The organism is Erythrobacter sp. SN021, from assembly GCF_021864455.1.
The window spans coordinates 202888-227308 of the sequence record NZ_JAKKUW010000002.1 but is presented as its reverse complement, the minus strand read 5'-3'; the positions used below and the strand labels follow the sequence as shown (position 1 = coordinate 227308).

Below are 24421 nucleotides of genomic sequence, written 5' to 3'. Positions count from 1 at the left end.
TTGCCGTGTCACGCAGCGATGGAGAGATCGGACGCTGTGAGCGCCTGTTCGAGATCGGCAAAGATGTCCTCGGCATCCTCAAGCCCGATCGAGAGGCGCAGCAGGCCTTCGCCGATACCATGCGCGGTGCGTTCCTCCGCCGTGTAGGTCGAATGGGTCATGCTCGCAGGGTGCTGGACCAGCGTTTCGGCATCGCCGAGCGAGACCGCGCGGACGATCATGTTCAGCCGGTTCATGAAACGGATGCCCTGATCGTAGCCACCGGCGAGGTCGAAGGCGATCATCCCGCCAGGCAGCGCCATTTGGCGCCGGGCCAGGGCGTGATGGCCGAAGCTTTCGAGGCCGGGATAGTGGACAGCGGCAACCTGCGGTTGCGCTTCGAGCCACCGCGCCACTTCCAGCGCGGTTTTGCTGTGCCGCTCCATCCGCAGCGCCAGCGTCTTCAATCCGCGCATGATGAGCGTGGCGGTGAAGGGGCTCATCACCGCACCGGTCATGTCCTTGAGGCCTTCGAGCCTCACGCGCTGCATTGTTTCGGCGCTTCCGACCACGAGTCCGCCGACGAGGTCGCCATGGCCGCCGAGATATTTGGTTGCGGAGTGGACAACCACATCCGCGCCCAGTTCGACCGGACGGGTGATGGCGGGAGTGGCATAGGTGTTGTCGACCACCACCTGGGCGCCACGGGCATGGGCCACTTCGCTGATCGCGGCGATATCGACCAGCCGCATATTGGGGTTGGCCGGGGTTTCGAAATAGACCAGTTTCACCCTGTCGTTCATCGCCGCTTCTAGCGCTGACGGATCGGTCAGATCGACATGGGTAACCTTCACTCCGAATTTGGTAAGGCCGTGACGGAAGAAGGCGAAGGTGCAGCCATAGAGCGTCTTGTCGGTAACGATCTCGTCGCCTGCACTCAGCAGCGTCCACATAACCGCAGTGATCGCGCCCATACCGCTGGCGGTGGCGACACCAGCATCGGCCCCTTCGAGCGTGGCGATGCGCTGTTCGAGCAAGTCGAGCGTCGGGTTGGATATCCGGCTGTAGAAATAGCCCGGCTGTTCGCCTGCAAAGATCGCACCGCCCTGTTCCGCGCTGTCGAAGGCGAAAGTGGAGGCCATGTGCATCGGCGGAGTGAGCGCGCCATGGTTCTCGGTCGGGTCGTACCCGTGATGGATAGCGCGGCTGGAAAACCCGGATAACGGCGTGCGGCTCATGATACTGACCTTTCAATACGTCTTGGGGATCAATATACAGCCAAATGGATGGAATATGCCTGCAAATTGTGCCAATGAAAAAGGCTTCTTTGGCATATTATGCTAATCGGAGGGGTGGATGGATACGAAAGACCGCCATATTCTGCGCGAGTTGCAGCGCGATGGTCGGCTAACGAATGCTGAACTGGCCGAGCGGGTAAACCTCTCGCCGTCGCCGTGCCTCAGGCGCGTTCGCAATCTGGAAAAAGCGGGAGTGATCGACCGCTATGTCGCAATCGTCGACCGTGAGGCGGCCGGCTATCCGATTACAGCTTTCGTGCAGGTCACACTCGATCGGCATGATCGCGAAGTGGTCGAAGGTTTCGAGCGGCGTGTGCGGGAGACGCCCCAGATCCTGACCTGCCACCTGCTGACAGGCAGCTCGGACTATATGTTGCAGATCGTGGTTGCCGGGCTCGATGCCTATGAAGATTTCATGCGCAACACGCTGCACACGACACCCGGAATAGCGACGATCAATACCAGCCTAGTCTACAGTACGATCAAGGATACCGTCGAGCTTCCCTAGGGAGTTATGCAAACGAGCGAGGTCGGCATTCGCCGACCCCGCCCCTGTTTACCGGAATATCGCGTTCCGGAGCGCGTTCAGCATTTGCCGAAGGTCTTGGAGATGATCGTCACACCGGCGACCGAAATGGTCACTTTCACGCCGGTCGGGAAGCCCCAGGTTGTGCAGATGCTCAGGCAGGCCTGCGCAGCGGTGCCTTCTGGAACCGAAATCGGGATCGGGATGCACACCGATCCGATGCCCAGCGGCAGGTCCAGGCAGACCTTATGGTCCTTCACCGTTACGCTGATACATTCGGCCAGTGCGGCATACTCGCCGCCTCCTAGAATATTCGGGCTGCCATCGGAGGCTTCGATGCCTACCGTTTCGTTATGACGACGCGCGGCATCAAGTGCCTGTTCGACCTTTTCTTGGTTGAAGCTTGGAAAGTTTGCCATAATTGTAACCTCCTAGTTTGGTTGTTCGCGACATTAGCTGCCGCACGGAGATTGTTTCTGTTTCGGCAAAGCTTTTCGAATCCGACTCAGTCCATGGTGGCGCATACAAAGGTTGCAATCGCCCAAGGCGCGCCAAGCGGCTTGAAGAAGATTCCACGGAATCGGACATATCTGCGCAGGGCAACTTGCTGCTTGCGTCGGTGCTGCATTTTCGCGAGAGGCCGAGGCATGAGCATGACCGATCTGATCGCCGCCGCACGTGTGTCCAAGGCCTGGCCGTTCCAGGAAGCACAGCGCCTGCTCAAACGTTATCCCGACGGCACGAAGCCGGATGGTTCGCCTGCGCTGTTCGAAACCGGCTATGGCCCGTCGGGCCTGCCGCATATCGGCACCTTCCAGGAAGTGCTGCGCACAACGCTCGTAAGGCGCGCGTTCGAGGCCATGATCGGCGCGAAGCCCGAAGACGGCAAGACCCGGCTCGTCGCTTTTTCCGACGACATGGACGGGCTGCGCAAGGTTCCGGACAATGTGCCCAATCAAGAATTGCTCGAGGCCAATCTGCACCTGCCGTTAAGCCGTGTGCCCGACCCATTCGAAAAGGGGCATGAAAGCTTCGCCGCGCACAACAACGCCAAGCTGCGCGAATTTCTCGACCGCTTCGGGTTCGAGTACGAATTCATCGCCTCGAACGACATGTATAATTCCGGCCGCTTCGACGATGCGCTCCGCCAGGTCCTGCGCAAGAACCAGGACATTCTGGACATCATGTTGCCCACGCTGCGCGAAGAACGCCGACAGACCTATTCGCCCGTCCTGCCGATTTCGCCCTCGACGGGCCGCGTGCTGCAAGTGCCGGTCGAGGTGGTCGATCCCGAAGCGGGCCTGATCCGCTTTACCGACGAGGACGGGTCGGTGGTCGAACAATCGGCGCTCGGCGGCATGTCCAAGCTGCAGTGGAAGGTCGACTGGGCCATGCGCTGGTATGCGCTGGGGGTCGATTACGAAATGTACGGCAAGGATCTGACGGACAGCGGGGTGCAGTCGGGCAGGATCGTCAAGGTGCTCGGCGGCCGCAAGCCGGAAGGGCTGATTTACGAGATGTTCCTCGACCAGAATGGCGAGAAGATCTCCAAGTCGAAGGGTAACGGTCTCTCGATCGAGGAATGGCTTACCTATGGCTCGGAGGAGAGCCTGGGATTCTACATCTTCCCCAATCCCAAGAGCGCCAAGCAACTCCATGTCGGCGTGATTCCGCGTGCGGTCGACGATTACTGGCAGTTCCGCGAGCGGCTGGCCGAACAGCCTCTCGACAAACAGCTTGGCAATCCGGTGTGGCATCTGGCGCGCACCAATGGCGGGTTCGAGGGTAGCGAAGCGCCGGGTGCGGGCGACAGCCTGCCGGTAACCTATGGCCTCCTGCTCAACCTCGCCAGCGTCTTGGGCGCGGAAGCGAACGAGGAGGCGCTGCGCGATTATCTCGAAAGCTATATCGGGGCTGGCAAGATCACGCCCGAACTGGAGGCGCTGATCGGCACGGCCATCGCCTATACCCGCGACTATATCGTCCCGACACTGAACAAGCGTGCACCGGCGGCGAACGAAGCCGAAGCGCTGCGTGCACTCGACGCGTATTTGGCGGATGCTGCGCCAGATACCGGTGCCCAGGATTTGCAGACCGAGGTTTATGAGATCGGCAAACGTGAGGAATACGGTTTCGAGAGCCTGCGCGACTGGTTCAAGGCGCTCTATCAGACGTTGCTCGGAAGCGATCAGGGACCGAGGATCGGCAGCTTCATCGCGCTTTACGGGATCGAGAACAGCCGCAAGCTGATTGCCGAGGCATTGGCCAAGGCGTGAAATAGCGAAGACGCAGGGCCTTGCCTCTCTCTCGCGCAGCGAGATGGCGATTATCGCCCTGGCGATAAGGCTCAGCTATGTTTTCGCGTGCGGTACCATTTGGTCAGCACGTATTTCTGCCCCTTGATGACCGGCGTGCCGGCATGCAGTGTGTTTTCGTTGGGCAGGCCTTCGGGCGTGGCATTGTTCCATACCATCAGCACGCCCGGCTTGGGCTCGATCGACGCGCCTACCTCGACGAAGTGGGTGTGCCCGCCTTCCTCGACTTCGTTGAGAAAGGCCATGGCGGTCCAGCAGCGCTGGCCACCGCGCTTGCGTTCCAGCTTCCAATATTCCTGATCGGTATAAAACCAGTCATTATGCGGTTTGAATTCCTGCCCAGGCAGGTAGCGCTGGCCCTGTATGTTCTCGCCGACTTTGCCCGGCAGGCCCAGCCTGTCGTCGATTCGGCGGGAAATCGCCCTCACGAAGGGATCGTGCGGGTCGAAATTGCCCGAATAGGACGTGCGGAATTTGGCGACATAAGCGGTTTCATGTAGCTCGCTCGGCCGTGCGACGGCGTCGATCATTTGCATCAGCCGAGCGCATTCTTCCCCGGACAGGAAGTTGCCGATAGCGTAGATCTCCGCCTTGTCGGAGGGAATCCTGTAAGCCTGCGGATCGGAATCGAGCCGTTTGCGGACAAGCGCGCCAGCGCGCTTCAGTGCATCCTGATCGGGTACGGAAGCTGTCTTGGTCATGGTGGCACTGTGTTAGCAATCGCGCGCGCTGCATCAAGTATGGCGGCTTGCCGCACGATATCAGTCCGCTAGATTGGCTGCACCATATCGGAGAGGGATCTATGAACCAGACAGCCGCGCGCCGCTATTCGACTGGGGCCATGCTATTTCACTGGGCGATCGCCATCGCGGTGATCGTGAACTGGCGGATCGCCGAAGCGGCCGAGCAAGCCGAAATGCCAGCCAAGGCGGAAATATTCGCGAATCACAAGGCGCTCGGCATACTCATCCTCGTTCTGACTCTCGGCCGTCTCGCCTGGCGCTGGACGCACCCCGTTCCACCGCTGCCGAACGATCTTGCCAAATGGGAAGCCGTGCTCGCGCGCACGGTACATATCATCTTCTATGTCCTCTTGATCGGCCTGCCACTGGGCGGCTGGCTGGCCAATTCGATGACGGGCCGGGATATCGATTTCTTCGGTTTGTTCACGATCCCGCCGCTTCCAGTGGGGGCCAACAAGGATCTTGGCGGATCGATCTTCGATATGCATGCGCTGGGCGGCACGATCTTCCTCTATCTGATCGGCCTGCATATTCTCGGTGCGCTCAAGCATACGTTCTTCGACAAGAACGGTGGCATTTTCCGGATGCTGCCTTTCGGCAAGGTACCGGAGTGACGCTGACGTAAGAAACCCCCGCCGATCGCGCGACGGGGGTTTCCAAGGGCCAACCGGACCACTCTCGAATACCGGTGGGCTGTAAAACCTACCAGAAGAAGTCGTAAATCACGTCGACCACTTCGCCATTGTATACATCGACCAGCAGCACGTCGTCGTAATACCGAACCCAGCGATAGGGACCGTACACATTCGGCAGGCGATAGCGCCAGGGGTCGTTGATCCAGTAACGGCTACCGAAGAACAGATTGCCAATCTGCACACCGATGTTCAGGCGGCGATAGCGATAGTCCCGGTAAGGCGCGTAATAGCGACCGAGGCGGAAGATATCGCGATTGTGGTAACGGTGGCGGTACCAGTCATAACGACGATTGTCGCGCCAGCGGCGATGGTCCCACCGGTCGTAATCGCGCCACCGGCGGCCATCGTAATAGCGTGCCCGGCGATGATCCCGGCGCGCCTCGCGGTAGCCATCGCGATACGCGTCGCGGCGGATGCGGCGGTCTTCCCAGCGATCCCGGCGACGTTCGGCCCTGCGGCCGTCACGATAGGCATCGCGGCGGATACGCCGGTCTTCCCGGGCCTCGCGGCGCCCGTCCTGCCGACGTTCGGCACGGCGGTCCTGACGAGCCTCGCGACGTGCGTCCTGGCGACGTTCCACACGACGGTCCTGACGAGCCTCGCGACGTGCATCCTGTCGACGTTCGGCACGGCGATCTTGCCGGGCCTCGCGGCGCGCGTCCCGCCGACGCTCGGCAATACGCTCTGCGCGCCGCTCTGCACGATTGGGATCGACATAGGTACGGTTGCGCTCGGCGCGGTAGGTCCGGTTGCGGCTCTGGGTTTCACGGCGGTCCTGACGCCTGTCGGCACGCCGCTCGCGCACATTCTCGCGACGTTCGCGGCGCGCTTGGGCGATGTCGACGCGGTTGTTTCCGGTCGATTCGGTCGCCTTCAGCCGGTCGCGGCGGCGCTCCCCTTGCGCACGGCGTTCGGTGCGTTGCTGGCGCTCGGCCCGCTGTGCACGGCGCTCTTGGCGGGCCGCGGCGCGCTCGCCCCGGTCTCGCTCGATGCGTTCCTGCCGCTCGCGCGATTGCGCTTCGGCTTCGGTGGGCAGGGCAGTGATCGCCATCGCCACGGCGAGGGCGCTCAACGCGCTGCCTTTTAAGAGCTGGGTCAGATGCATGGAGCGTGTCCTTTTATGGGTCGGTGCCGCTCCACCACCAGCGGCCGTTCTTGATGTCGCTCAGTGTATCAGAACGGCCTGACCCCAAACTGAACCGGTTCACCGCCCTATTGTTCATCTTTTAATAGGGTTTTATGAACGAATTGCAGGCTTGGCTCCATGACATGCCCGGTGCATGCAGGCGTCCATGTACGACACACTCGAAGAAGTACGCACCGATATCGCCGCGCGACTGACCGAAGCTGCGCGGGACCGCCGCGTCCCCATGCATACTCCGGTGGTGGTTACCGCCGATGCCGATGCGCGGGTGATGGTACTGCGCGACTTCGATCCCGCGCGATGGACCTTGCGGTTCCATACCGATGCCCGCGCACCCAAGGTCGCCGCGATCGGGGCAGATGCGCGATTAACCGTGGTCGCCTATGATCAACCGGGAAAGGTCCAACTGCGGCTGCACGGTTCGGGGCGGATAGAACGGGAGGGTGCGGCTGTGGATGCTGCCTGGGCGGACAGCACGAATTTCGCACGTCGCTGCTATCTGGGCGAAGCGCCGGGCGCGAGCGCCGACCAGCCGATATCGGGTTTGCCCCAACATCTCGAGGGTGTGGAACCCGACGACGACCAAATCCGACGCGCGCGGGAAAATTTCGCGATTCTCCTGGTCGAAGTGGAGGAAATCGACTGGTTCAGCCTAGCTCATACCGGGCATCGCCGCGCGCTTCTGACGCCCATCGGCGGCGAATGGATCGCCCCGTAATCCGCCAAGGTTCGCCGTGGCGCGACCTGGTCCGTAGCGGTCGATGCCGATGGACGGACGGAAAGGTCGGGGTGGCCTGACGGGCCAAGTCCAGGTCCTTCGAGCCTAGCTGTATCCGGGCTGCGTGGCATCACACCTTGCGCTTCGAAAACCCGAAGAAGACATGCTGAGGCACCTTGTGACTGTGCCATTCGTCGTCCACTGTTCTATCCTTGTAGAACACCTGCCGCATTTTTGTCGTCCGCTACCTAGAGCACGTTCATGAAAGTCCCGACAGCCATTATCGCCGCCTCCATGCTCTCTGCCTGTGCGAGCGGCGGACCCGAGCCCTTCCACATAGGTACGAAGCCTCCCGTGCGTACGGTGGATGGTTCGGCGGTGGTATCGAAAACCATGCCCGCAGCGCGTTTCGTCATGCCGAAGGCGGCGCGCTATATCGGCTCGACGCGTTTCGATCTGAAAGAAGTCGCGGATGCGGAAATTCACCTGTTCGTAGAGCCCGATGCAGCCGGTGTCGTAAAGCGCGCCTGGTGGATCCAATTCGAAAGCTATCTACCGACCGTTCCCAATGCACGCTACGACTTTGCCGATACGGGCTGGCCGCTGGTGACGCTGGGCGCGATGGACCTCTATTATCGTGCGCGATTTGGAGCCGCCTATGACAAGCCGCCGAAAGGATCGGAAGCGGAACGGGTGATCCAGATGGTCGAGCGTGCGGGATACCGTTTTCCGGTGGAAACCTTCAGCGCGCAGTTCCACAAGGTTGTGTCCGATGATGCGCGCTCGGAAGTGCTGGTCATCTTCATCGGCGATCTTGCCGACATCGGCCTGTCGGTCGAGGGAGTAATCGCCGGCGGCAAGGACGGAGCGCCGATGCGCCTATTGCACGAGCGCGTTCTGGAGCAGGCGAAACGCCACGTGTCGATCCAGCGCTAAGCCCTGCCGAAAGCGATCGGGGCGGCGGGCGGGTTGCTCACCGCCCGCCGCCATCATGTCAGGATGCGGAGTCGATAGCGCGCAGAGTTAGATCGAAAGTGAGATCCTCGCCAGCGAGCGGATGATTTGCATCGACCTTGATCGAATCATCGCCGACCTCGACGATATGCAGCATCATCGGGTTGCCATCCGGACTCTGTGCCTGCAGCGCCATGCCGGGCTGCGGATCGGGGCCGGGGGGCAGTTGCGATCGGGGAATGTCCTGCACGAGATCTTCGCGCCGTGGGCCGAAAGCCTTGTCGCAGGGTATGGCAACCGATTGTTCCTCGCCCACCTGCATGCTGGTGAGCGCTTCTTCGATCTGCGGGAAAGTGTTGCCTCCGCCCAGTTCGATGGCCTGCGGACCGGCCTGCGCGGTACTGCCTACCTCCTCGCCGTCGCCCCGCTTGAGCACGTAGTCGATGGTTACGGTGTCACCGTTGTTGGGTGTGGTCATGAATGTCCTTTTTCGGATTTCGTGTTCGCGGCGGTAATGCGCCGACAAGAAACGCGCTCGCGCACCGAGCGCCTTGCAGCGAGTCTCGCAATTCGTACCGCGCTAGTCAATTGGCGCAATCTCACTCCGGACTTTCGGTGGCTAGTTGCCGGATTGGCCCTATAGGGTACTGATCGAGAACAAGGGGTTGGGAGAGAAAGCGTATGGATAGCAGGTCCGGTAGTGGATGGCGTGCGCCCTTACTCTGGCTTCTCAGGGTCATTGCCGCGCTGCTCGTTTTCGGATCGGTGCTCAGCACGACCGATCTCAATCAGTGGTGGATCCGCATTTGGGATTTCCCGCGGTTGCAGATTCTGGTCGCAATGGTTCTTATCGCGGCCGCACTGTGGAAATTGGACCGTGCCTGGCGGCCGTGGCTCCCACTGGCTCTCGCCGGTTTTGCGGTGTGGCAGTTCTACAGAGTATTTCCCTATACGCCGCTGGCCACGACAGAAGTATCGCGCGTGGCTCCCGATGAAACCAGCGCTACAGCCTGTTTCACGGCCCTCACGCTCAACGTCCTGCAGGATAATCGTGAATATGCGCGCACGGCCGATCTCATCCGCGGCCTCGATCCCGATATCGTCCTGCTGATGGAAACCGATCAGGCGTGGGCCGATGCAATGGCACCGGTGCTCGCGAATTATCCCGGCCGGATCGATCGCCCGCTGGACAATACCTATGGCATCATGTTTGCCTCGAGACTGCCGATGGACAATGCCTCGATCCAGGACCTGGCACAGAAAGATACGCCGTCGGTTCTGGCCACGCTGGCGGTCGGTGGTCATCGCTTTCGGATGATTGCGCTTCATCCCCGCCCGCCAATGCCCAAGCAGGATACCGAAGAGCGTGATGCAGAAATCATCATGGCAGCCAAGCAATCGCAGGACCTGGCCATGCCGGTGCTGGCGATCGGCGATTTCAACGATGTCGCTTGGTCGGACACGACGCGTCTGTTCAAGGATATTGGCGGTTTTCTCGACCCGCGGATCGGGCGCGGGACCTATGCGACCTTCCCGTCGGGCATGGTGTGGTTGGGCTGGCCGCTCGACCATTTGTTCGCGACAGAGGAATTCCTTCTGGCCGACATGCGCGTGGGCGAAAGCGTCGGCTCCGATCATCGTCCGGTGATCGCTCGCCTGTGCCTCGACCCAGACGCCGCTGTGGGTCGCAACGAGAAGGCGAAAGCCCCCGATGCGGAGGACGAAGAGGAAGCGGGCGAAGTGATGGAGGAGTTCGAGGAAGACACGGCCAAGGACCGGATAGAGGGCGAGGAGGGCTAGGACGCCCGCATGCCCGCTCAGGCTTGGACATCTTTGCGATCAAGGCATTCACGGCTTTGTTTCGAAGCGGGGTGATATGCGCCGCCTCGGCGACAAGGAGCCGCTACCGAATCTCGAAATCGAGCAATTCGAACCTGGCGGGTGCCGTCGCATAGACGCCATGGCCACGCGCTGCAGTGGATCCGAAAACCAGCCCCACGCGGCTTGCGTTGGCCAGCGATCTTTCAAACGCACGTGGCCGATCTCCCGCTTTTATCCCGCCCACTACCGACCCCCATGCGGGGTCATCCAGCCTCACTCTCATCTCGTGAATGCCTGGCGCGATTTCCTGCACTGTATGAGCGGGGGCATACCAGCGATAGAGGGCGTAACGGCCCCTCGCGCTCCAATTGTCACCACGGCGCTGAAAGAACAGCGAGACCGTGCCGGGCCTGTGAGAATCCTCCTGCGGCACGAACCGCGTTCCCTGCCGCGCATCGACGCGATAGCGAACTCTGATCAGGGACGCGTTTCTCAGTGAACCGGGATCGAAGGTCACATAATGGACGTGCCCGTCGGCCTTGGTGGAATTCGGGAAATTGAACGCCCAGCCGCCCTCTGTCTGCATCGGGGCCAGCGGCATGTTCAGTGAATAGTTCTGGCCACGGATGATCGGACCGATTTCCCAATCCATTGCGGGAGGGGTGGCATGAGCCGCGATGCCGGTCTGGGCCAGTGCCAATGCGATCAGGGCGAAGAAGTATCTCATAGACGCACAATAGGCGCGCTGGCCTGTTTCTGCGCTGAACGCTGCGTTCTGGCTCTCTCAATGTCAGGCGCTCAGCCCGGCGGTTCGATCACGCTGTCCGGTTGACGTCGCCCGCGCGGGCGCGCCTGCGCGCAATGACAAACAGGATGGTGGGCCAGAAGACGGTGTTGAAGATATCCAGCCATGGTTCCAGTCGGCTGGCGTTCGGGCTTGGTCCGAAAACGTCCACGATCTCGTTCCCGACCGCGAAAAGATAGACGAGTGCAATGGGCACTCTCGATCGCATGCGATGGCGGAAAAGCAGGGCTGCCACGACAAATATCAACAGGCCGGCATGGATGTGCAGCAGATCCTCTGATGCCCCGAAGGTGTCCGACAGCCACCGCTTCCCATCGCTATATAACCAAGCCAGCTTCGTCATGGTCGGCAGTTAGGTCCAGCGTGCGAGTTTGTCATGCGGTAACTGGCTTTCTGGGACGGCCTGCGGGCAGGCACCCACCCGGCCACGCAGTAGCGACCGGTGTCTCCGCGCACGAATGATGGCGAGTGGGCGCAAATGCTCGGTCTCCGCGCTCCACCTCATTGGGAATTACCTCGTGAGCTTCTTGTAAGCCAGCCGGGTGGGGCGGTCCGCCGCATCGCCCAGACGCCGACGCTTATCTTCCTCGTAAGCTTCGAAATTGCCCTCGAACCACTCCACGTGGCTATCGCCCTCGAAGGCGAGAATGTGTGTGGCGAGCCGGTCGAGGAAGAAGCGGTCGTGCGAGATGACCACGGCGCAGCCGGCGAAGTTCTCGATCGCTTCTTCGAGCGCGCCCAGCGTTTCGACATCGAGGTCGTTCGTCGGCTCGTCGAGCAGCAGGACGTTACCCCCCTCCTTCAGCATCTTGGCCATGTGCACGCGGTTGCGTTCGCCGCCCGAGAGCTTGCCGACATTCTTCTGCTGGTCCGGCCCCTTGAAGTTGAACGCACCGACATAGGCGCGGGTCGAGACGTCGTGGCCGTTGACCTTCATGTAATCGAGCCCGTCCGAGATTTCTTCCCAGACATTGTTCTTCGGATCGAGGTGGTCGCGGCTCTGGTCGACATAGCCCAATCGTACTGTGTCGCCGACTTCCACCGTGCCGCTGTCGGGTTCTTCCTTGCCGGTGAGGATCTTGAACAGTGTGGACTTGCCTGCGCCGTTCGGCCCGATCACGCCCACGATGCCACCCGGCGGCAGCATGAAGGAAAGGTCTTCGAAGAGCAGCTTGTCGCCATAGGCCTTGGAAATGTTCTTGGCCTCGATAACCTTGCCGCCCAAGCGTTCGGGGACCTGGATGACAATCTGCGCCTTGCCCGGCTTGCGATCGCCCTGGGCATCCTGGAGCTGTTCGAACTTGCGGATACGCGCCTTCGACTTGGTCTGGCGCGCCGAAGGGGTCTGACGGATCCATTCGAGTTCGCGCGATAGCGCCTTCTGCCGTCCGCTTTCCTCACGGTTTTCCTGCTCGAGGCGTTTGGCCTTCTTTTCGAGGTAGGTCGAATAATTGCCTTCGTACGGATAGTAGGAGCCGCGATCGAGCTCGAGGATCCAGCCCACCACATTATCGAGGAAATAGCGATCGTGGGTTATCATCAACACCGCACCGGCATATTCCTTGAGGTGGTTTTCCAGCCATTGCACGCTTTCGGCGTCGAGGTGGTTGGTCGGTTCGTCGAGCAGCAGGATCGAGGGCTTCTGGATCAGTAGGCGAGTGAGCGCCACGCGGCGCTTCTCGCCGCCGGACAGGTCGGTGACCGGCCAGTCACCGGGAGGGCAGCGCAGCGCTTCCATTGCGATCTCGAGCTGGTTGTCGAGTGTCCAGCCATCGACCGCATCGATCTCCTCCTGCAGCGTGCCCATCTCTTCCATCAGGGCGTCGAAGTCGGTGTCTTCCTGGGGATCACCCATTTCGGCGCTGATGGCGTTGAAACGGTCGACTTTGTCCGCGATTTCGCGCGCACCGTCCTTGACGTTTTCCAGGACGGTCTTGCTCTCGTCGAGCGTAGGTTCCTGAGGCAGGTAGCCGACCGTGATATTTTCGCCCGGCCACGCCTCGCCGGTGAAATCGGTATCGATCCCGGCCATGATTTTCATTAGCGTCGACTTGCCCGCGCCGTTAGGCCCGACGATACCGATCTTCGCGCCCTGATAGAACTGCAGGTTGATGTTGCTGAGCACCGGCTTGGAAGCACCGGGGAAGGTTTTGGTCATGTCCTTCATGACGAAAGCGTATTGGGCGGCCATCGGGCTGGGTCCTCGGGATAAAAATGGAAGGGCGGGCACATCTGCCCGCAAGGTTTGCAGGCGCAGATAGTCGCCCCGCGGCAAAGGGGCAAGCACCCTGGACGCTTGATGGTGTGCAAGCCAAACTTGCCCATCATTTCGAAAATAAAACCGTATATTTGGTGGACTTTGCCTCCAAAACGTCCGAATTTAGGCCGGAATCGGGGATATTACTTACACCAACAATTAACCGGGCCTGCCTATTAGAAGGGCAGGAAGGGCAGGGGCATTCCATGCGCGAACAGATTATGGGTCTGATCACACCGACGATGGCGATCGTGTTTCTCGCGGTCTTCGTCATCATGTGGTGGCGCGGGAAAATGGGTAGTTATGTGCTTGGTTTTGCTGCGGGCTATCTGTTCTTCGCGCTCGGCTTCGCGGCCACGCATCTGCTGGATACCGGTTCACCCTACGTTTTTCACGTCACGCAGTTCTTCTATTCTCTGAGCGTCGCATCGGGTGCCTGGGCGCTTACCAAGCGTGCAAATCAGCCAAATTTTCTCGGAGTCCTGCTGACGATCTACGGGTTTTCGGCGGCGACACTGGCGGTCGCCGTCGCGACAAGTCCGGATATTTCGTCCCGCCTCATTATCGTCAATGTGGGGTATGGGGCGATGTATCTCGTGCTCGTCATGGCGCTGCTCGGTGCCCAGCGGCGAGAAGCGATCGACAAGCTACTCATCCTGATGCACGCATTGCTGGCTGCGCAGTTTATGATCCGCCCCGTGCTCACGCTTCTGGTCGAACAAAGCATCCCGGCTGACGTTTATCGGCAGTCGATCTATTATTCGGTTCTCAACCTGTCTTTAGCGGTGATCTCGCTTATGACCGCGATGGTGCTGGTTGGGGCCTGCGTCTACGACCAGATCAAGGCTGTGCGCGAACAGGCCGAGCTGGACGGGTTGACCGGCCTGCGTACGCGGCGCGCGTTCGAGCAGAACGTGGTGGAAATGATCGAACGGGCGAAGCTGGAATGCGTCCCCGTTGCCTTGGTCGTGGCCGATATCGATCATTTCAAGGCGGTAAACGATGTCTGGGGCCACCAGGTTGGCGATATGGCGATCAGGCAGTTCGGCGATGTCATTAAGAGCACCATCCGCGAGACGGATATTGCAGGACGAATCGGCGGCGAGGAATTCTGTATTCTCGCCTGGAACTGCAACGCAAAGGCCGCAGAGACGCTGGCCGAGCGTATTCGTAGCGATTTTGCGCAGACACAGGTCGTCGGCATGCCCGAAGATCACCGCCTCACCGCCAGCTTCGGCGTTGCCGGGCGCGGCGAGGGCGAAGGGTATGGCAGGCTGTTCGCGCGGACCGATGCGGCGCTTTATCGGGCGAAGGAAGGCGGGCGGAACCGCACGGTACGCGACGGTGCGGGCAAGAAGCGCACCATTATCACTCCGATCAAGAAGACAGTCGGCGAATTGCGCGAGGTGGGCACCTAGCCGAAGCTCTTGCGTAGCAGCGCTGGCAGCATTGCCAATTGAAGCGCCGGACGAAGCAGTAAGAAAGCGATGAAGCTAGCCCAGAGGCCATGGTTTCCGAGCGGCCAGCTCAGCCACAGAAAAAGGCCGTAAGCCGCCACAGCCCCCGCCATTGAGCTCAGAAGCGCACGAGTCCAGCTCGCGCCCACGAACACGCCGTCGAGTACGAAGCCGGCGAAGCCTGCCAGCGGTATCGCCACCAGCCACGGCCACAGCCTGCGCGCTTCGGCCGCAACCGCAGGCGTCGCGGCGAAGCTGTCGGTGATCATTCCGCCGAAAAACGAAAAGACGATCGCCAGCAAGATCGCCACGCCGAGGCAGCGCAGCAATATCGCCCGAATATGAGCGGTAAATCCTTGCCTGTCCGCGGCTCCGGCGCGCTCGCCATTGAGAACCTGAGCGGCGTTTTCGAACCCGTCGAGCAAGAGCGCGGCGAGCACGAAAAGCTGGTAGACTATGCCATTCGCGGCCAGCACCACCGGGCCGCGCTCGGCGCCCAGGCGAGTGAGGGCGGCAATCGCGATCATCAGCACGACCGTGCGCAGAAACAGGTCGCGATTGATGGCAAGGAAGGGCCTTAGTGCGCGGGGCGACAAGCTTGTCCTAGCCGCCAGCGCTGCGCGGATGTCGCGCCCCGCTAGGTGCCAGATCAACGCGGCAGTCACGGTCAGCTTGGCGAACTCCGCAATGAAGCTGGACCAACCGATTCCCGCGATTCCCCAGTCCAGTCCCAGCGCCAGAAAGAGGCCCAGGGCGACGTTGAGAAGATTGTAACAGACCTCGATCGCCAAGACTTCTCGCATTTGTCTGCGCCCGATGAGAAAACCGATGAGGGCGAAATTGACCAACACCGCAGGGGCGCTCCAATAACGGATATCCGCATAAACGATGGCGGCGGAGCGAACCTGGGCCTGCGCGCCCAGCGCATCGAGCAGCTGCGGCATCAGGAACGGTTTGGCGACCAACAGCAAAGCGGCGATCGACAGACCGACGACGAGCCCCTTCAGCAGCACTTCAGCCTGCGCCCGCGCACCCGAACGTGTGCTTTCCTGCGCGACCAGGCCGGTCGTGCCGGTCTTGAGAAAGTTCATCACGGTGAACAAGGCGGCAAACAGTTTCGCGCCGACGTCGACCGCGCCTTGGGTCGGCGCATCCCCGAGGCGCCCGACGATCCACATATCGCCCACGCCGATCAGCGCGGTCGCAACATTGGTAAGCATGGCGGGCAGCGCGATTGCCCAGATCAGGCGGGTATCGATGCTGGAAGAAGCGGAGGTGTTCAAGCGGTGCAACTCCCGCGTTGTCGCTCGAGTATTTCCGACGAGATCCGCCCGTGGGCGGCTTGGGTCATGAAATGCTGGTCGGGGAGACTGGATTCGAACCAGCGACCCCTTGTACCCAAAACAAGTGCGCTACCAGGCTGCGCCACTCCCCGACCGATTTCTTCCGCAAGGCGCCAGGCTTGGTGGGCCCGGCAGGACTCGAACCCGCGACCTAGCCGTTATGAGCGGCCAGCTCTAACCAACTGAGCTACAGGCCCCCAGCCACGCCGTGCGGAACAGGGCGCCTAGCCTCGCCGAGGGAGCCTTGCAAGCACTAGGAGTCGACTGCCGCCATGATTTCCGCAACCGTGGTCGGCCGCACCCCGCGCGAATCAAGATAGGCGTAGACGCCCCGTAGCCAGTCATAGAGGGTGTCGAGGTCGTCCTCGTCGCGCACATAGGGCGTATGACCCGGGGCCAAGGAGGGGCTGTGGAAGCTCAGCACCAGAACCGGGAGACCATCGTCGATCGCGATGTCGCAGCCGCGAAGAGCCTCGTCCAGCGAAACTCCCTCGGGTGTCAGGGCGATGCGTTCGAGCATGCCGGTCTTGGCGAGGAGCCCCCCTAGTCGAGGCAGCTTTTCGACCAGCGGAAAGATCTGCGGTCCCTGTTGGCGCAGCATGCCCCAGAAAACCGTGGTAAGTGGAAGTTCGAGCAATCGTCTTTCGGGATCGACCCAGTAGGGCGTCACTGGGTGGCGGCTGTAGTCGGGTCCATGACGGCGCGAATAATCGTAGCGCGAGCGGACCGAACTATCGATCGCAATGCCCTGTGCGCAAAGATAGCGGGCGGTCTGTGTGCCGAGGCCATACCGTCCAGCACGATAGATCAGCGGTGCTGCCTCGAACCCCTTTTCGATCGCATCGCGCAGGCGCCGGAACTTCTCTTCTTCGAGCGAGGGAGGCAGGTTGCCGGCAAAACTGTTTCGAGTGCAGATTTCCTCCTTCAGCGGGGGATTGACCCAGGGGTGCAGCTGTACCCCCACTTCGGCTTTGCCGCGCGCCACGGCATCGCCGATAATGTCCTGCGCTTGCCGATCTTTCGCGATTGGCCAGTCCACAAGATAGACCGGCACCACGCCGATCCCTTCGCAGAATTGCTGGAACTTCGCAATCCAGCGCACATGGGCAAGGCCATACCCATCGCTGCGGAAGCTGTCGTTCCACTCGAACTCTTCCTCGGTATCGACCGTCAACAATGTGCGTTGGCCGAAGCCATCCGCGAACCTGGCCATCTGAGCAGGCTTCGGCGGATCGAGGAGATTGGCGTTTGAAATAGCGGACGTATCCTAGCCGGTTGCGCGATCTGGCGCATCGGCAGGGCTAGGCAGCGTCCGGGTGTCGGTCAAGAGCGGGAGGCTCAGCACCAAGACGTCTTCCACGCGTGAGAGGTCGCCGCCGGCTGCGCGGGCCTCCGCACGGGCAAGCCGCAGCGAGAAGCCTGCCCCGAAGATACCCGAGCTCAAAGTGCTGCCGCCCGAGCGGACTTCCGATGCGAAAATGTTGTCCGCATCCGCCAGCTTGGCGGGAAGCCCCGCGCGAAGCGTTACCTGTTCATCGTCGAGTCCCATGACAAGCGATACGGTTTCCCCGGCACCGGTCGCGCCGGCGAGCGTTGCCAACACCCGCCAGCCGAGCATCTCCGCTTCTTTCTGTGCGAGCGCGAGCGCGGCGGGTCGGTCGGCAATGCGAGCGTCGAAACGCGCCACGCGCGGGCCCAGCACGGTTTGCAACTGGTCCAGTTGCGCGCGGACGATGGCCGCGAAATCGCTTTCGCCCGACTCCAGGTCGAGCTCTCCGGTTTCAAGCCGGGCCAGCCGGTCCAATTCATCGAACCCGGCCAGGATATGCGCGGAATCCCCTGCGATCGACGCGGCAAGCGAGCGGTATTCATGCGGTGTCGGGCCGAAAACCTGCTGCTGGATGACCTCGGCATAGCCTTGCATCGCATTGACTGGGGTGCGCAATTCGTGAAGCAGTTGGCGCAGGCGGTCGGCCCCCCGCTGGGCTCGATTGTCGAGGGGGGCAACCGCGCGGCGAAACCGCCCGACATAACCATAGAAGCGGCCATCGCTGTGCGTGAAACGGGGGGCGGCATCGACGATCCACTCACCCTCGATCGTCTCCGCACCGCGCAGATGAACCGCCACGCCCCGCACGGGCTGGCGATTGACGAATGCCGTCGCAAAATCTTCCCCGGCTTGCGTACCGTTGCGGCGCTGCGACAGGTCGATCCCGACAACCATCGGCGCAATATGCGGCTCTGCCCAGTCGACGCGACCTTCCGAATTGGTCCCGAAACTGAAAGTGTCGAGCGGTTTGCGCTGGGGGATATCGTCGAGTTCAGCCAGTGGGAGCGTCGGCGCGTCGCCTGAGGGCGAAGCGGGGGCGCGCGTCTTGCGAAAGCTCTCTATCCGTTCGACCAAGGCCCGGATGTTTTCCGATTTACCTGCGGGCTCGCTTGGCACACGCTGCATGGAAGCTTCCCCAACCGCGCCAGGTGGGGCGGAAGGGGGGGGCTCTTCCAGCGGATCGTCGGAGGCGCCGTTTTCATTCGCGGGGCGCAATACCAGCGGTTCGGGCTCATGCAGGTCGAGAGGGCGCGCCTCCGGCTCTTCGATCTGTTGGGGCCGCTCCGGATGGACCGGCACGGGCAAAGCGCGATCCGACACGCCGAGCCGATCGAGAATACGAATCGCCGCCTCTGGCAAATCCTTGCGATGGCGCAGGAAACCACGCGCGCGGATCGGTAAACGGGGAATGAGCTCTGCCCACTCCTCACCCGTGAGCCGCGCACGATAAAGTGCGGCCCCGGCGATCGAGGGATGTGCTTCGCCGAACCAACGTACCAGTTCGGGATTGCGGAAGCGCCAACCATTCTCGCTCAGGATGGCGGCTCGATCAGCCACGGATATGACTTCCGCCAGCGCGATCAGGCGCAAATATGCCGCCGCTTTCAGCGCTGGATCGCCCGCTTGCGGACGCTCTCCGAGCAGATCGAGCAACTGGCGGAACTGCGTTTTCGCCGCACGCTCGCCGGCGGCGCGGTGGCGCAGCACGGTGGCAAGGCGGTCGTCGAAATGCATCGGTTCTCCGGAATCGGTGGCGGCAGGCGGGCCTTACCTTGTCGCAGCCCAGGGTTTCTACAGCCGTAAAACTTAGGCTGAACGGAAAGTTGCCTGCGCGTTGCAAAGCGGGACAATTGCTGGCAAAGATAATAATGTTAGCCAAGAGGGCTGCATCGCGTTGTCAACATTTCGTGGAAGTTTCGCGATGCCCTGCCTTTGGCACAAGGGTAGCAGGGACACAATCTATGGCCAATCTCGACGATATAGACCGCCGGTTGCTGGGTGAACTCCAGGATGAGGGGCGGATCACCAATGTCGAGCTAGCCCACCGGGTGGGATTGACGGCTCCGCCATGCCTGCGCCGCGTGCGTGCATTGGAGGAAGAGGGGGTTATCAAGGGCTATCATGCCGATCTCGACCCTTCGAAGCTGGGCTTTTCGATCACGGTCTTCGCCATGGTCAGCCTCAAGAGCCAGGCCGAAGATGCGTTGCGTGAATTCGAAGCGGCCATGAAGGACCTGCCCGATGTGCGCGAAGTGCACATGCTCAACGGCGAGATCGATTTCATAATCAAGATCGTCAGCAAGGACCTGCAGAGCTTTCAGGAGTTTCTGACCAGCAAGCTGACCCCGGCACCCAATGTCGAGAGCGTAAAGACCTCGCTCACCATCCGCACCAGCAAGCACGAACCGGGTGTTCCGTTGTGAGCGGCGCCGAGCGGATCGAGGGGCATTGCCTGTGTGGCGCGGTCACCATCGCGCTCGATGGCCCCAAGCACGAGATTGAAATCTGCCAATGCGACATGTGCCGACGTTGGGGCGGTTCTTTCTACAGCGCACAGACGGGTGAAAATGCCGAGGTTTCCGGCGATGATGCTATTACTGCTTACCGTTCGAGCGAATGGGCCGAACGCGCCTTTTGCTCGAAATGCGGCAGCAACCTCTGGTACCGCTTTTTACCGACCGGCAATCGCAGTTTCTCCGCCGGCCTGTTCGATGCGGCGGTTAAATTCGCCGTCGAGAAAGAGATTTTCGTCGATGAGCGCGCCGATTGGTGCCGGATCGAAGGCGACCATCCGCGCCAGACCGGTCAAGAAGTGATTGCCGAGGCAGAGGCGGCGGGCTTTCGCTTCGACTGATCCGCGCGATGGCGGGACCGAAAGCGATAAGCCCGCCTTCGCTCAGTCTCGATCCCCGCTCTTGATGATGAGCGTGTCTATGGGAAGGCTGCGTAGCAGTTCGCTGGCCGTGCTGCCGATCGTCGCGTGCCTAAGGGCGGATTCTCCATGCGTTCCCAGCACAAGCAGACCCGCTTCGCTTTCACGGATTTCTTTCGCCAGCGCACCGCCGGGACTTCCATAGACGAGGTGGGGCGTGACCCTCTTTTGCGTTTCAGGTCGCAGCTCGTTCATGAACTCCCTGAAGACCTTGCTTTCGGCCTCTCTCACCTCGTTACGCACATATGCGGCCTTCTGCCACCCTTCGAACGGCACACGATACGCGTGGATCAACTGGAAATCGGCCTCGGGAAACAGGTCTGCGGTATCTTCGAGAGCATAGCGGGAGGGTGGATAGAAATCCGTTGCTGAAGCGATCTGGTTATAGGAATCGACCGGTCGGTTCTTGACCACCAATGTGGGTATCGAGGAGTGGCGGATTACGTAATCCACTGCCGTTCCCAGAAAGAAGTCCCGCATGTTGTTGAACCGTGCCACACCGAGCACGATCAGCATGGCCTGTTCTTCTTCGGCAATGCCAACGATTGCCAGATCGGCGCGCTCTATCGGGTATCGGAATGTGACCCGCGCATCCGGATGCGGAAGTACCGAGCGCATCCGTCGGTCAAGCTCGCCTCTCGATGGAGGGTCGCCCAAAGCCGGGTCGAGAGCATGGACGAGTATGACCTCTGCGTCCCACTCCTCCGCCAGGCTCAACGCCCGGTCAATTGCCCGATCCGCTTCTGCCCGGAAGTCCGTACCGACTACTATCTTTTTACTCATGGCTATACCTTTTGAATGATATACCCATCCTCGGTTTCCGGGTACCACGCGATTACCGGGGGGACAAGAAATTCAGCCGATCGCGTATCGACAAGGCAGGCTGTTTTCCCGAAGGTCGGCGCAATGGAATCTCAGCTACACATCCCTTATTTGAGAGAGGTCATCCTCTTCCTTGTCGTGGCCGGATTCGCGGTTCCGCTACTGCAACGCAGGGTCAGCCCGGTTCTTGGCTATCTGCTGATAGGCGGACTGATCGGCCCGTATGGCCTGGGGCTTCTGGCAGAAGCCTTTCCGCTTGCCGCGTTTCTGGTGATCGACGATCTCGACGGCGTACGGGCCTTGGCGGAGATCGGCGTCGTTTTCCTCCTGTTCGCAATCGGTCTCGAATTGTCGCTCGATCGCTTGTGGGCAATGCGCCGCCTGGTGTTCGGACTGGGCAGTGCCCAAATTCTCCTGACGGGCGTGGTGATCGGCGGGGTGGCGTATGCCTGGGGCAATTCCGGTCCGGCTGCGCTCGTGCTGGGTGCTTGCCTTGCGCTCTCGTCCACGGCGATCGTCATGCAGTTGCTTATCGAGAAAAGCCGCCTCACCACCCCGGTGGGACGATCGGCGTTTTCAGTCCTCCTGATGCAGGATCTGGCGGTCGTGCCCATCCTTTTCATTGTCGGAGTGCTGGGCACGGTTTCCGAAGGGCAAGGGGTCCTGGGTGGGCTGGCCCTCGCTCTCGGAGAGGCGGCTATCACTGTCGTGGTCATCTATGCGGTAGGCCGTTTGGTGCTGCGGCCCCTGTTCCGGGCCACCGCGCAATCCGGAAGCCGGGAAGCGTTCATGGCCATGATCCTGCTGATCGTTCTGGGTACCGCAGCCATTACCGGAGCAGTCGGCCTGTCCATGGCGCTCGGGGCGTTCCTTGCCGGTCTGCTGATTGCCGAGACCGAATACCAGCATCAGGTCGAAGTCGATATCGAGCCGTTCAAGGGGCTGATGCTCGGGCTGTTCTTCATGTCTGTCGGGATGGGTATCGATTGGCGGGTCCTGATGGAAACGCCCCTGTTGATCGCCGCGTCGGTCATCGGCCTGATCGCTATAAAGGCGGTCTTGAATGTGAGCCTTTTCCTCCTTTGGAAAACCCCGATCCACCGTGCGGTGGAAGCCGGTCTCCTTCTGGCCCAGGCTGGTGAGTTTGCATTCATCGTGGTGGGCCTGGCGATGTCTCTTGACCTGCTCCCGGGAAGCACGGGCCAGTTCATGTTGATCGTCGCGAGCCTGACCATGGTCCTCACTCCGGGACTGGCCGGGCTTGCCCGCAAGCTGGCGGACAGGATCGAAAATCGTCAAAACGAAAGGCATCCGGATGCGGTCGATCAGATGGAGGATATGGAGGGACATGTTCTGATCGCGGGCTTTGGAAGGGTGGGCCGGATGATTGCCTCGATCCTCGATCGGGAAGGGCTCCCTTATATCGCGATTGACAAAGACCCGATCATTGCCTCCGAAGCCCGTGCATCCGGGTTGCCCGTGCGATTTGGCGATGCGTCGCGGCTGGAGATCCTCCAGGCCAACCATGTAAGGCAGGCCGCAGCCTTGGTCATAACCCTCGGGGACGCGAAGAATACGGAATTGCTGACCCAGCGCATGCGAGAAGCGGCGCCGCATGTTCCGCTGTTCGTAAGGGCGCGGGACAAGGAGCAGGCCGATCGCCTGACCGATGCAGGGGCAACCGCCGCGGTCCCGGAAACGGTCGAGGCAAGCCTCCAGCTCGCCGCCAGACTGCTCGAGAGATGTGGTCTGGATGACGAAGTCATCCAACGCCGCCTTCAGCTCGAGCGCGCCTGAGAGCGGTTCCCGGTACGCCGGAATAGATCGACGTGGGGCAGAACGGTGTCGGCGGGGCGAGTTTCCGCGTCGACACGAGGAATTCCGGAATATGCGTGGCACCGCCCCTGCCGGGCCGCAGTGCCCACGTTAGCTCTCGCGCGTTTTAAGCCACTCTTCCAACCATTTGATCGAATACTGGCCGCTCTTCACATCCGGCTGCTGAAGCAGTTCCTGGTGTAGCGGGATCGATGTCTTCACGCCTTCGACCACCATTTCCTCCAGTGCGCGCTTGAGGCGCATCATGCAGCCCTCGCGCGTGCGCCCGTAGACGATCAGCTTCGCGATCATGGAATCGTAGTAAGGCGGAATGCGGTAGCCCTGATAGAGGCCGCTATCGACGCGCACATGCATGCCGCCGGCCGCGTGGTAATAGGTCACCTCGCCTGGGCTGGGGGCAAATGTCCAAGGGTCCTCCGCGTTGATGCGGCATTCGATCGCATGGCCCTTGAACTCGATTTCGTCCTGCTTGACCGAGAGCGGATGACCCGCCGCGATGCGGATCTGTTCGCGCACCAGGTCCACGCCGGTAATCGCCTCGGTCACAGGGTGTTCGACTTGCAGGCGGGTGTTCATTTCGATGAAGTAGAACTCGCCGTTTTCCCACAGGAACTCGATCGTGCCCGCGCCGCGATAGCCCATGTCGCGCATGGCCTGCGCGCAAACCTCGCCCATGCGCATGCGATCGTCCTCGCCCAGCACGGGGGAGGGGGCTTCTTCCAGCACCTTCTGGTGGCGGCGCTGGAGCGAACAGTCGCGTTCGCCGAGATGGATGGCATTGCCATTGCCGTCGCCGAAGACCTGAAATTCGATATGGCGCGGATCGCCGAGATATTTCTCGATATAGACGGTGGCATCGCCAAAGGCTGCCTTTGCCTCGCTGCCGGCCTGTTTCATCAGGCTTTCAAGCTGGTCTTCGCTCTCGCAGACCTTCATCCCGCGCCCGCCGCCGCCGCTGGCGGCCTTGATGATGACCGGGTAGCCGATTTCCGCCGCGATTTCGCGCGCTTCTTCGATCGTTGACACTGCGCCATCGGAGCCGGGGACAAGCGGCAGGCCCAGCGCGCCTGCGGTTTTCTTTGCCTGAACCTTGTCGCCCATCGTGCGGATATGCTCGGGCTTGGGGCCTATCCACGCGATATCGTGCGCCTCGACGATCTCGGCGAATTTGGCGTTTTCCGAGAGGAAGCCATAACCCGGATGGATCGCATCCGCATGACTCACCTCGGCTGCCGAAATAATGTTGGCTATGTTGAGATAGCTGTCGGTGGCGGGAGGAGGGCCAATGCAGACGGCATGGTCGGCCAGCCGGACATGCATGGCATCGGCATCGGCGGTGGAGTGCACCGCGACCGTCTCTATGCCCATCTCATGCGCGGCGCGGTGGACGCGCAGCGCGATTTCGCCACGGTTGGCGATCAGGATGCGGGAGATACTCACGGCCGA

At 61.2% G+C, this 24421-nt stretch carries 23 protein-coding genes and 2 tRNA genes; 10 read left to right on the top strand and 15 right to left on the bottom strand.

The genetic code is table 11. The features are described from left to right. Positions 1-8: 8 nt before the first annotated feature. Positions 9-1217: a methionine gamma-lyase gene (locus L5849_RS05715; protein ID WP_236924786.1), complete on the bottom strand. Its 1209-nt coding sequence runs from the start codon at positions 1215-1217 to the stop codon at positions 9-11. Positions 1218-1335: 118 nt separating this feature from the next. Here L5849_RS05715 and L5849_RS05710 point away from each other — a divergent pair, with 118 nt between their 5' ends. After that, complete coding sequence (locus tag L5849_RS05710; protein WP_115416360.1) at positions 1336-1785, top strand: Lrp/AsnC family transcriptional regulator; 450 nt, start codon at positions 1336-1338, stop codon at positions 1783-1785. A 77-nt stretch (positions 1786-1862) separates the two neighbouring features. Here the strand turns inward: L5849_RS05710 and L5849_RS05705 are convergent, their stop codons facing one another. Then, positions 1863-2222 (bottom strand): hypothetical protein, encoded by a 360-nt coding sequence (locus L5849_RS05705; protein ID WP_115416361.1) that lies wholly within the window; start codon positions 2220-2222, stop codon positions 1863-1865. Between the two features lie 228 nt (positions 2223-2450). On the opposite strand from L5849_RS05705, the gene L5849_RS05700 reads away from it, so the two are divergent. Then, the gene (locus tag L5849_RS05700; protein WP_236924785.1) at positions 2451-4079 is read left to right on the top strand and encodes a lysine--tRNA ligase; all 1629 of its coding nucleotides are present in this window, start codon (positions 2451-2453) and stop codon (positions 4077-4079) included. A gap of 71 nt (positions 4080-4150) precedes the next feature. Here L5849_RS05700 and L5849_RS05695 read toward each other — a convergent pair whose 3' ends face one another. After that, a complete protein-coding gene (locus L5849_RS05695; RefSeq protein WP_115416363.1) occupies positions 4151-4819 on the bottom strand; it encodes a 2OG-Fe(II) oxygenase in 669 nt (222 codons plus the stop codon). Between the two features lie 101 nt (positions 4820-4920). On the opposite strand from L5849_RS05695, the gene L5849_RS05690 reads away from it, so the two are divergent. Continuing rightward, the gene (locus L5849_RS05690; RefSeq protein ID WP_236924784.1) at positions 4921-5475 is read left to right on the top strand and encodes a cytochrome b; all 555 of its coding nucleotides are present in this window, start codon (positions 4921-4923) and stop codon (positions 5473-5475) included. 88 nt (positions 5476-5563) lie between these two features. Here L5849_RS05690 and L5849_RS05685 read toward each other — a convergent pair whose 3' ends face one another. Next, positions 5564-6628 (bottom strand): RcnB family protein, encoded by a 1065-nt coding sequence (locus tag L5849_RS05685; RefSeq protein WP_236924783.1) that lies wholly within the window; start codon positions 6626-6628, stop codon positions 5564-5566. Between the two features lie 220 nt (positions 6629-6848). On the opposite strand from L5849_RS05685, the gene L5849_RS05680 reads away from it, so the two are divergent. Together L5849_RS05680 and L5849_RS05675 are read left to right on the top strand one after the other, a co-directional pair. After that, the gene (locus tag L5849_RS05680) at positions 6849-7418 is read left to right on the top strand and encodes a flavin-binding protein (RefSeq protein ID WP_236924782.1); all 570 of its coding nucleotides are present in this window, start codon (positions 6849-6851) and stop codon (positions 7416-7418) included. 261 nt (positions 7419-7679) lie between these two features. Continuing rightward, entirely contained in the window at positions 7680-8354 is a 675-nt protein-coding gene (locus L5849_RS05675; protein ID WP_236924781.1) for a hypothetical protein, read from the top strand. Positions 8355-8412: 58 nt separating this feature from the next. On the opposite strand, the gene L5849_RS05670 is transcribed toward L5849_RS05675, so the two are convergent. Further along, complete coding sequence (locus tag L5849_RS05670) at positions 8413-8850, bottom strand: peptidylprolyl isomerase (RefSeq protein ID WP_236924780.1); 438 nt, start codon at positions 8848-8850, stop codon at positions 8413-8415. A gap of 203 nt (positions 8851-9053) precedes the next feature. On the opposite strand from L5849_RS05670, the gene L5849_RS05665 reads away from it, so the two are divergent. Further along, positions 9054-10172 carry an endonuclease/exonuclease/phosphatase family protein gene (locus L5849_RS05665; protein ID WP_236924779.1) on the top strand — a complete coding sequence of 373 codons (1119 nt, stop codon included), beginning with the start codon at positions 9054-9056 and terminating at the stop codon, positions 10170-10172. A gap of 103 nt (positions 10173-10275) precedes the next feature. Here L5849_RS05665 and L5849_RS05660 read toward each other — a convergent pair whose 3' ends face one another. From L5849_RS05660 to ettA, 3 genes are all read right to left on the bottom strand, one after another. Further along, entirely contained in the window at positions 10276-10920 is a 645-nt protein-coding gene (locus tag L5849_RS05660) for a hypothetical protein (protein WP_236924778.1), read from the bottom strand. Between the two features lie 88 nt (positions 10921-11008). Further along, positions 11009-11341, bottom strand: a complete 333-nt coding sequence (locus tag L5849_RS05655; RefSeq protein ID WP_236924777.1) for a hypothetical protein — start codon at positions 11339-11341, stop codon at positions 11009-11011. Positions 11342-11509: 168 nt separating this feature from the next. Continuing rightward, positions 11510-13189 carry an energy-dependent translational throttle protein EttA gene (gene ettA / locus L5849_RS05650; RefSeq protein WP_236924776.1) on the bottom strand — a complete coding sequence of 560 codons (1680 nt, stop codon included), beginning with the start codon at positions 13187-13189 and terminating at the stop codon, positions 11510-11512. Positions 13190-13461: 272 nt separating this feature from the next. On the opposite strand from ettA, the gene L5849_RS05645 reads away from it, so the two are divergent. Continuing rightward, on the top strand, positions 13462-14673 hold the full coding sequence (locus tag L5849_RS05645) for a GGDEF domain-containing protein (RefSeq protein WP_236924775.1): 1212 nt from the start codon (positions 13462-13464) through the stop codon (positions 14671-14673). Here the strand turns inward: L5849_RS05645 and L5849_RS05640 are convergent. From L5849_RS05640 to L5849_RS05620, 5 genes are all read right to left on the bottom strand, one after another. Further along, on the bottom strand, positions 14670-15995 hold the full coding sequence (locus tag L5849_RS05640) for an MATE family efflux transporter (protein ID WP_236924774.1): 1326 nt from the start codon (positions 15993-15995) through the stop codon (positions 14670-14672). The two genes, L5849_RS05645 and L5849_RS05640, sit on opposite strands and share 4 nt — an antisense overlap. Positions 15996-16070: 75 nt before the next feature. Then, positions 16071-16147: transfer RNA gene (locus L5849_RS05635), tRNA-Pro, on the bottom strand. Positions 16148-16175: 28 nt separating this feature from the next. Further along, positions 16176-16252 (bottom strand) — tRNA-Ile (locus L5849_RS05630). 56 nt (positions 16253-16308) lie between these two features. After that, positions 16309-17268, bottom strand: coding sequence for a polysaccharide deacetylase family protein (locus L5849_RS05625; RefSeq protein ID WP_236924773.1), 960 nt, complete (start codon positions 17266-17268; stop codon positions 16309-16311). Positions 17269-17322: 54 nt separating this feature from the next. Next, complete coding sequence (locus L5849_RS05620) at positions 17323-19119, bottom strand: sensor histidine kinase KdpD (protein WP_236924772.1); 1797 nt, start codon at positions 19117-19119, stop codon at positions 17323-17325. Between the two features lie 227 nt (positions 19120-19346). Between L5849_RS05620 and L5849_RS05615 the strand changes: the two genes are divergently transcribed. Beyond that, positions 19347-19808 carry an Lrp/AsnC family transcriptional regulator gene (locus L5849_RS05615; protein ID WP_115416375.1) on the top strand — a complete coding sequence of 154 codons (462 nt, stop codon included), beginning with the start codon at positions 19347-19349 and terminating at the stop codon, positions 19806-19808. Continuing rightward, positions 19805-20239 (top strand): GFA family protein, encoded by a 435-nt coding sequence (locus L5849_RS05610; protein ID WP_234041360.1) that lies wholly within the window; start codon positions 19805-19807, stop codon positions 20237-20239. Before L5849_RS05615 ends, L5849_RS05610 begins: the two co-directional genes overlap by 4 nt. 42 nt (positions 20240-20281) lie before the next feature. Here the strand turns inward: L5849_RS05610 and L5849_RS05605 are convergent, their stop codons facing one another. Beyond that, entirely contained in the window at positions 20282-21100 is an 819-nt protein-coding gene (locus L5849_RS05605) for a universal stress protein (RefSeq protein WP_236924771.1), read from the bottom strand. A gap of 123 nt (positions 21101-21223) precedes the next feature. Here L5849_RS05605 and L5849_RS05600 point away from each other — a divergent pair, with 123 nt between their 5' ends. Beyond that, positions 21224-22936 (top strand): cation:proton antiporter, encoded by a 1713-nt coding sequence (locus tag L5849_RS05600; protein WP_236924770.1) that lies wholly within the window; start codon positions 21224-21226, stop codon positions 22934-22936. Positions 22937-23065: 129 nt separating this feature from the next. Here the strand turns inward: L5849_RS05600 and accC are convergent, their stop codons facing one another. Continuing rightward, positions 23066-24415 (bottom strand): acetyl-CoA carboxylase biotin carboxylase subunit, encoded by a 1350-nt coding sequence (gene accC / locus L5849_RS05595; protein ID WP_236924769.1) that lies wholly within the window; start codon positions 24413-24415, stop codon positions 23066-23068. Between the last annotated feature and the right edge of the window lie 6 nt (positions 24416-24421).

Coding starts and splice junctions, on each gene's coding strand:
- L5849_RS05660 (WP_236924778.1), bottom strand. CDS start 10,920: ATGAGATACTTCTTCGCCCTGATCGCATTGGCACTGGCCCAGACCGGC.
- L5849_RS05675 (WP_236924781.1), top strand. CDS start 7,680: ATGAAAGTCCCGACAGCCATTATCGCCGCCTCCATGCTCTCTGCCTGT.
- L5849_RS05620 (WP_236924772.1), bottom strand. CDS start 19,119: ATGCATTTCGACGACCGCCTTGCCACCGTGCTGCGCCACCGCGCCGCC.
- L5849_RS05695 (WP_115416363.1), bottom strand. CDS start 4,819: ATGACCAAGACAGCTTCCGTACCCGATCAGGATGCACTGAAGCGCGCT.
- L5849_RS05605 (WP_236924771.1), bottom strand. CDS start 21,100: ATGAGTAAAAAGATAGTAGTCGGTACGGACTTCCGGGCAGAAGCGGAT.
- L5849_RS05680 (WP_236924782.1), top strand. CDS start 6,849: ATGTACGACACACTCGAAGAAGTACGCACCGATATCGCCGCGCGACTG.
- L5849_RS05670 (WP_236924780.1), bottom strand. CDS start 8,850: ATGACCACACCCAACAACGGTGACACCGTAACCATCGACTACGTGCTC.
- L5849_RS05625 (WP_236924773.1), bottom strand. CDS start 17,268: ATGGCCAGGTTCGCGGATGGCTTCGGCCAACGCACATTGTTGACGGTC.
- L5849_RS05690 (WP_236924784.1), top strand. CDS start 4,921: ATGAACCAGACAGCCGCGCGCCGCTATTCGACTGGGGCCATGCTATTT.
- L5849_RS05645 (WP_236924775.1), top strand. CDS start 13,462: ATGCGCGAACAGATTATGGGTCTGATCACACCGACGATGGCGATCGTG.
- L5849_RS05700 (WP_236924785.1), top strand. CDS start 2,451: ATGAGCATGACCGATCTGATCGCCGCCGCACGTGTGTCCAAGGCCTGG.
- L5849_RS05600 (WP_236924770.1), top strand. CDS start 21,224: ATGGAATCTCAGCTACACATCCCTTATTTGAGAGAGGTCATCCTCTTC.
- ettA (WP_236924776.1), bottom strand. CDS start 13,189: ATGGCCGCCCAATACGCTTTCGTCATGAAGGACATGACCAAAACCTTC.
- L5849_RS05655 (WP_236924777.1), bottom strand. CDS start 11,341: ATGACGAAGCTGGCTTGGTTATATAGCGATGGGAAGCGGTGGCTGTCG.
- L5849_RS05715 (WP_236924786.1), bottom strand. CDS start 1,217: ATGAGCCGCACGCCGTTATCCGGGTTTTCCAGCCGCGCTATCCATCAC.
- L5849_RS05615 (WP_115416375.1), top strand. CDS start 19,347: ATGGCCAATCTCGACGATATAGACCGCCGGTTGCTGGGTGAACTCCAG.
- L5849_RS05710 (WP_115416360.1), top strand. CDS start 1,336: ATGGATACGAAAGACCGCCATATTCTGCGCGAGTTGCAGCGCGATGGT.
- L5849_RS05705 (WP_115416361.1), bottom strand. CDS start 2,222: ATGGCAAACTTTCCAAGCTTCAACCAAGAAAAGGTCGAACAGGCACTT.
- L5849_RS05665 (WP_236924779.1), top strand. CDS start 9,054: ATGGATAGCAGGTCCGGTAGTGGATGGCGTGCGCCCTTACTCTGGCTT.